This window comes from Collinsella vaginalis (genome assembly GCF_900176655.1).
Classification (GTDB): domain Bacteria; phylum Actinomycetota; class Coriobacteriia; order Coriobacteriales; family Coriobacteriaceae; genus Collinsella; species Collinsella vaginalis.
This window is the reverse complement of the sequence record NZ_LT838843.1, coordinates 614,929-621,503: the sequence shown is the minus strand read 5'-3', so window position 1 is coordinate 621,503 and position 6,575 is coordinate 614,929. Positions and strand designations below refer to the sequence as shown.

General features: G+C 67.2%; 5 protein-coding genes. All 5 read left to right on the top strand.

Annotated features, from left to right (window positions below):
- The first annotated feature begins 376 nt into the window (after positions 1-376).
- The 5 genes from CAP13_RS10205 (at position 377) to rimO (ending at position 6,574) form a co-directional block, all read left to right on the top strand.
- Entirely contained in the window at positions 377-3,724 is a 3,348-nt protein-coding gene (locus CAP13_RS10205; protein WP_245798904.1) for an RNase J family beta-CASP ribonuclease, read from the top strand.
- Positions 3,705-4,061, top strand: a complete 357-nt coding sequence (locus CAP13_RS04485) for a helix-turn-helix domain-containing protein (RefSeq protein WP_179184929.1) — start codon at positions 3,705-3,707, stop codon at positions 4,059-4,061. Before CAP13_RS10205 ends, CAP13_RS04485 begins: the two co-directional genes overlap by 20 nt.
- A 17-nt stretch (positions 4,062-4,078) precedes the next feature.
- Positions 4,079-4,687: a hypothetical protein gene (locus CAP13_RS04480; protein ID WP_085830416.1), complete on the top strand. Its 609-nt coding sequence runs from the start codon at positions 4,079-4,081 to the stop codon at positions 4,685-4,687.
- A gap of 26 nt (positions 4,688-4,713) precedes the next feature.
- Positions 4,714-5,211 carry a YajQ family cyclic di-GMP-binding protein gene (locus CAP13_RS04475; RefSeq protein WP_085830415.1) on the top strand — a complete coding sequence of 166 codons (498 nt, stop codon included), beginning with the start codon at positions 4,714-4,716 and terminating at the stop codon, positions 5,209-5,211.
- Between the two features lie 16 nt (positions 5,212-5,227).
- Positions 5,228-6,574, top strand: coding sequence for a 30S ribosomal protein S12 methylthiotransferase RimO (gene rimO, locus CAP13_RS04470; protein ID WP_085830414.1), 1,347 nt, complete (start codon positions 5,228-5,230; stop codon positions 6,572-6,574).
- The last annotated feature ends 1 nt before the right edge of the window (position 6,575 follow it).

Here is a 6,575-nt window from a genome sequence, read left to right as displayed (position 1 = left end):
GAGCGCCGTCCGCGTACCGACCGCGGCGAGGACCGTCCCCGTCGCGCCCCCGGTGACAACGGCGGCCGCAGGCCCCGTCGTCATCACGACGCCTAAGGCGCATAAAACGTCGCAGAGCGGCCCCGTTCACGCGGGGCCGTCTTTGTTTGAGCACCGTTGGTCGAGCCGATCGCTCCAGGCCGCCATCTCGCGCGTGCCGATCTCATTTCGGGGCATCGTGTATGATTGACCGGTTGGCTGCATCGAGTTCACCCAATGTTGGTACACTAGGAGCGTTGCCTCGACAGCACCCGCACCGCGCACCGCGCTTGACCCGTACGATGGGCCACCCATCGTTTGCATATTCGGAACAACAGAAAGGAACGTACTGACACCTATGGCTACAACAGAACACTCCAAAGCGAAGGCGAAGTCCCAGAAATCGGGAGCCCCCCTCCGCGTCATCCCGCTCGGCGGCCTCGATGGCATCGGCAAGAACATGACCGCCTATGAGTGCGGTGAGGACATGATCCTCGTCGACGCGGGCCTCATGTTCCCCGATGACTCCCAGCCCGGCATCGACCTCGTCCTGCCCGACTACACCTACGTTCTCGAGAACGAGCACAAGCTTCGCGGTATCGTGATCACCCACGGTCACGAGGACCACATCGGCGCCCTGCCGTACCTCCTGAAGGATCTGAACAACAAGGTCCCCATCTTCTCGAGCAAGCTCACGATCGGCATGATCGAGGGCAAGATCGCCGAGTTCCGCATCCGCGGCCAGAAGTTCCGCGAGGTCACCGGCGGCTCCCATATCAACCTGGGCTGCTTCCGCATCGACTTCGTCTCGATCACCCACTCGATCCCCGGGGCCTTCTCGCTGCGCATCAAGAGCCCCCAGGGCACGGTCTTCCACACCGGCGACTACAAGTTCGACCAGACGCCCATCGACGGCGTCCGCCCCGACTACGCGGCGATCTCCCGTTTCGGCGCCGAGGGCATCGACCTGCTCCTCTCGGACTCGACCAACGCCACGCGCCCCGGGTTCACGCCCTCCGAGGCCTCCGTGGGCCCGTCGCTCTTCGAGACCATCAAGAACGCCCGCGGCCGTGTCTTCGTCGCCACGTTCTCGAGTCAGATCCACCGCCTGCAGCAGGTCTGCGACGCGGCGCGCGCCTGCGGCCGCAAGATCGTCGTGACCGGGCGCTCCATGCTCACGAACACGCGCGTCGCCCGCGAGCTCGGCTACCTGAAGATCGATGAGGAGGACCTCATCGATGCCTTCGAGATCAACGGCATCCCCGAGGAGAAGATCGTCGTCATGTGCACCGGGTCGCAGGGCGAGCCGCTCTCGGCACTCTCGCGCATGGCGAACGGGGAGCACAAGACCCTCTCCATCCATGAGGGCGACACCGTGATCCTCTCGGCCACGCCCGTCCCGGGCAACGAGAAGGCCGTCCAGCAGGTCATCAACAGCCTGGCCAAGCTCGGCTGCGACGTGGTGGACAAGAGCCGCGCCCTCGTGCACGTCTCCGGCCATGGCAGCCAGGAGGAGCTCAAGCTCATGCTCGCCATGACGAAGCCGCACTTCTTCATGCCGGTCCACGGCGAGGCCGTGCACCTGCGCGCCCATGCCCGCCTGGGCGAGCAGATGGGCATCCCGCGCGAGCGGATCTTCATCATGGACAACGGCAGCCCGCTCGAGATGCGCGCCGGCAAGGTCAAGCCCGGCCCGTCGGTCGAGTCCGGCGTCGTGTACGTCGACGGCCTGCGCATCGGCGACGCCGACCCCATCGTGCTGCGCGACCGTCAGAAGCTCGCGAGCGACGGCATGGTCACGGCCGTGGCCGTCGTGTCGCTCAAGCGCAAGCGCATCGAGGGGGTCGACTTCTCGGCCCGCGGCGTCTCCTTCATGATCGACGACGAGTTCACCGGGGCGGCGGCCGACGCCATCAAGAATACCATCGACAAGGGCTCCTTCAACTTCACCGCGAGCGGCACGGACGCCCTGCGCAAGGCCGTGCGCGACTCGCTGTCCAACTTCATCTGGAATCGCACGCGGACCCGTCCGATGATCATCCCCGTGGTGATGGAGGNCCGCGTGCTCGACGCGCAGACCGGCGAGCAGCGCCCCATCCCGTCCTTCCTCACACCGGCGGCGCCCGCCACGAAGCCCGCGAAAAAGGCTGGGGCGGCGGCCCCGGCGAAGCTGGACGCAGACGAGGAGGCCGCCGATGAGCGGCAGCTGCCCCCCGCTTCGATGCTCAGGCACAATCCCGTCTCAGCCCAGTCCGCCTCGAGCAGCAAGGAGCTCGAGCAGACCGCGGCCGCGCTCCAGTCGACGCTCCAGGAGTTCGGTCTGCGCTCGGGGGTGGTCGGCTGGATCGCCGGCCCCACGGTCACCACCTTCAAGGTTCAGCCCGGCGAAGGCGAGCGCGTGAGCCGCATCAACAGCCTCGAGGACGACATCGCCCTCACCCTCGCGACGGACTCGGTCCGCATCTTCGCGCCCATTCCGGGCACCTCGCTCGTGGGCATCGAGATCCCCAACCGCACGCGGCAGACGGTCGGCTTCGGCGACATCCTGCCCTATGTGGGCGGCGGGCCGCTCGAGTTCGCGCTCGGCCGCGACGCTGAGGGCGCGCCGATGGTGGCCGATCTCGCTAAGATGCCGCACCTCCTCATCGCCGGCACCACCGGTTCGGGAAAGTCGGTCGTCATCAGCTCCATTGTCATGTCGCTGCTCATGCGCACCTTCCCGGAGGACGTCCGCCTCATCATGATCGACCCCAAGCGCGTCGAGTTCGCCCCCTACGACGGCCTGCCGCACCTCTACGTGCCGGTCGTGACCGAGCCCAAGCAGGCTGCGAGCGCCCTGCAGTGGGCCGTCTCCGAGATGGAGCGGCGCCTCAAGATCTTCGAGCGCATCGGCGTGCGCAAGATCGCGACCTTCAACGAGAAGCAGGCTGCTGGCGAGTTCGAGAAGTACGACAACCCGCCCGCGAAGATGCCTTACCTCGTCATCGTCATCGACGAGCTCTCCGACCTGATGATGGTCGCCGGCAAGGACGTCGAGGCCTCGATCGTGCGCATCGCCCAGCTCGGCCGCGCCGCGGGCATCCACATGATCGTCGCCACGCAACGGCCGAGCTCTAACGTCGTGACCGGCCTCATCAAGGCAAACATCACGAACCGCATCGGCCTCACGGTGGCAACCGGCATCGATTCCCGCGTCATCCTCGATCAGACGGGCGCCGAGAAGCTTACGGGCCAGGGTGACATGCTCTTCTCCCGCGTCGACTGGGGCAAGCCCAAGCGCATTCAGGGCTGCTACGTCTCCGATGAGGAGATCGTCTCCGTCGTGGGGTTCGTGAAGGACCACAGCCATGCGGAGTACCATGAGGAGATCCTGTCCGCAGCCGCACCCTCCGCGATGGCAGGTGGGGGCGGGGTGGGGGAGGCCCCTGCTGAGGACGACCCTCTCCTCTGGGACGCCGCGCGCATCGTCGTCGACTCCCAGCTCGGATCAACCTCCGGCCTGCAGCGTCGCCTCAAGGTGGGCTATGCCCGTGCGGGCCGCATCATGGATATGCTCGAGGGGAAGGGCGTGGTGGGGCCGCCGGACGGTTCGAAGCCGCGCGAGGTCCTCCTCGATATGGAGGCCCTGCAGGCGCTGATCGCGCTCGAGGGCCCGCTCACCGAGGAGGAGTTGGGAGGTGGCCCTGATGGCACGGGACTTCGGTGACATGCTGCTCAACCGCCGCCGCGAGATGGGTCTGTCCATCCAGCAGGTCGCGAACACCATCAAGATGCGCCCGCAGATCATCGAGTACTTCGAGACGGGCAACTACGATGCCATGCCGCCCCGGGGATACGCCCAGGGCATGATATCGAGCTATGCGCGGTTCCTCGGGCTCAACCCCCGTGAGGTCGTCGACGCCTACTTCGAGGGCCTGCACCGGTACGAGACCTCATCGAGCTCGCCCNCACGCGCGGCCGCGGCCGCGATCAACGCCGGGATTCCCGTGGCAACCGGGGTCGCGGCGCGGCTCGACGCCGTGGGTTCGATCTCGCGGGCCTGATCACCGACAGCCGTTTCGTGATCGGCTGCCTGGCCGTCATCGCCGTGCTCCTGATCGTGGTCATCTTCCTCGCCGTCCGCTCCTGCTCGACCGCCCCAGCGCAGGCGGCGGACACGGGGTCCACGGTGGCTGCCACCACCGACGCCTCCGCAGCTGACACGGCGACGTCAGACACCGCTTCAGAGTCCTCGACCGAAGCCACCGGGACGCAGGACGCCGCCACCGCGGACAGCGAGGCTGCAGCGGCGCAGCCCACCCAGTACGCGGTGACCGTCACCTACACAGGTGACAGCTCCGCTTGGATCGAGATCAGGATCGACGGCGTCCTCGCTGCGGAGTCGGGCACGGTGACCAAGGGCTTCACGCACACCTACACGGTTACCGGATCGATCGAGATCAAAACCGATTCAACCTCTGATGTCGAGGTCACCCGCGATGGCGAGCGCGTGCGCTACGACAGCAAGTCCGCGGGTATTGGGCGTGTGACGATCACTGTGCCGGCGGCTGCGGCCGACACGCAGACAGCGGCCACCGGGGACGCATCGTCCACCGCCGCCGATGACACGGCCGCATCCACCGATGCGGCGACATCAGCCGCGGGGACCGCCGCCATGACCACGCAGTAGCAACACCGCACGAGAAAGGGGCCGCCATGGCCAAGGACTCCAGCTTCGACGTCGTCTCCGAGGTTGACCTCCAGGAGGTTGACAACGCCTACCAGCAGACGGCGCGCGAGATCACCCAGCGCTACGACCTCAAGGGCTCGGGCGCGACCATCGAGCTCTCGAAGGCCGATCGCACGGTCACGGTCACCGCCCCGGCCGATTTCGTCTCCCGTCAGATCATCGACGTCCTGAACAGCAAGCTCATCAAGCGCGGCATAGACCTCACCGCCGTCTCATGGAGCGCCCCCGTCGCCGCCTCGGGCGGGTCCGTCCGCGTCACGGGCAGGATCGTCGAGGGCATCGACCAGGCGACCGCGAAGCAGATCAACCGCGACATCAAAGACACCAAGGCCAAGGTCAAGGTCACCATCGACGGCGACCGCCTGCGCGTCTCCTCGGCCTCGAAGGACGCGCTCCAGGGCGTGATCTCCTTCCTGCGCGACAAGGACTACGGCCAACCCCTCCAATTCACCAACTACCGCTAGGAAGCGTCTCAGATTCATGTCCATCGGATCCCTGCACTACATCACCCTCGGCTGCGCGAAGAACGAGGTCGACACCGACCGCATGCGCTCCCTCCTGAACGCCGCCGGCTACGACGAGGTCGCCTTGGCGGCCGATGCCGACGCGGTCCTGATCAACACCTGCTCGTTCCTAGCTGCCGCAACAAGCGAGAGCATCGAGGCGACCCTCGACATCGCGAGCAAGACGGATGGCCGGGTGCGCGAGCGGCGCATCATCATGTGCGGCTGCGTCCCCTCCCGCTATGGTTCGGAGCTGCCCTCTGAGCTGCCTGAGGTCGCCGCCTTCGTGCGCACGGACGAGGAGGACGGCATCGTCGCCGTCGTGGACGAGGTCCTCGGCCACGAGCGCGACATCCCGAGCCACGTGCCCACCGTCAAGCGGACCGTCGAGGGGGCCGTCGCCTACCTCAAGATCTCCGACGGCTGCGACCGGTTCTGCAGCTTCTGCGCCATCCCCAACATCCGCGGCCGCTACCGCTCCCGTCCCGCCGCCGACATCATCGCCGAGGCCCGTGAGCTTGTGGCGGGCGGTGTGCGCGAGCTCGTGCTCATCGGCCAGGACACGGGGATCTGGGGCACCGACTTCACAGGCGCCGAGGTGGGGGACGGTCCGCGCACCCTGGCCGGGCTCCTTGACGCCGTGGCCCGCGCCGTCCGCCCCGAGCATGTCTGGATCCGCGTGCTCTACCTGCAGCCCGAGGGCATGTCGGACGAGCTCATCGCCACGATCCGCGACACACCGGAGGTCCTGCCCTACATCGACATCCCCGTGCAGCACGTGAGCGAGCGGATCCTCGCTGCCATGCGGCGCTCGGGCTCAGCCGATGAGCTGCGCGCGCTCTTCGCCTGCCTGCGCCGCGAGATCCCCGGCATGGCCATCCGCACCACGTACCTGGCGGGCTTCCCCGGCGAGACCGAGGACGACGCCGAGGAGATGCTGTCCTTCATGGAGGAGCAGGGCTTCGACTACACGAGCGTCTTCGCGTACTCCCAGGAGGAGGGGACCCGCGCCGCGCGCATGGAAGGCCAACTCGACGAGGAGACCAAGCTCGCCCGGGCTCAGGCCGGCCTGGACCTCGCTGAGACGCTCGGCTTCGCAGCCACCGCGGCCCATGTCGGCGAGGTGGCCGAGGTCATCGTCGACGGGATCGAGGAGGGAGATGACGGTCCTGAGCTCATCGGCCACGCCTGGTTCCAGGCGCCCGACTCCGACGGCGCCGTCCACCTCGACGTGGGAGAGGCCCGTGTGGGCGACGTTTTGAAGGTGCGGTTCACCGACAGCTTCTGCTATGAGCTCGTCGGCGAGGTTTTGGAGGATGAGTAAC

Coding starts and splice junctions, on each gene's coding strand:
- rimO (WP_085830414.1), top strand. CDS start 5,228: ATGTCCATCGGATCCCTGCACTACATCACCCTCGGCTGCGCGAAGAAC.
- CAP13_RS04475 (WP_085830415.1), top strand. CDS start 4,714: ATGGCCAAGGACTCCAGCTTCGACGTCGTCTCCGAGGTTGACCTCCAG.